Here is a 282-nt window from a genome sequence, read left to right as displayed (position 1 = left end):
ACTAGATATACATTTCCCTTGAAACTCCATTCTGTAAAATTAAACAATATACATTGAATACACAAACAATGTATATTGTTTGATCCCTTACTTATTTAAGATTTCTTCATATACAGCAATGAGCCTAGATAAACCTGTAACACCATTTTGTTTTTGCTTCAATATTTCTTTATAAATGTTTTCAGTTGTTCTTTCAGAATTATCATTTTCAGTTATAAATTTTACAATTGTATTTTCTTCGTGTTGAGTAAGTTCATCACCTAAACTAAATTCCTGTAGATG

General features: G+C 27.0%; 1 protein-coding gene. It reads right to left on the bottom strand.

Annotated features, from left to right (window positions below; all coding sequences use genetic code 11):
- Positions 1–87 precede the first annotated feature (87 nt).
- A partial coding sequence (locus MR107_RS30705) for a hypothetical protein (RefSeq protein ID WP_242293204.1) occupies positions 88–282 on the bottom strand: 195 nt, incomplete at its 5' end.

The organism is Bacillus cereus group sp. BfR-BA-01441, from assembly GCF_022663075.1.
Classification (GTDB): domain Bacteria; phylum Bacillota; class Bacilli; order Bacillales; family Bacillaceae_G; genus Bacillus_A; species Bacillus_A cereus.
Note: the sequence above shows the minus strand (reverse complement) of the source record. Positions and strands in the feature narration are given on the sequence as shown.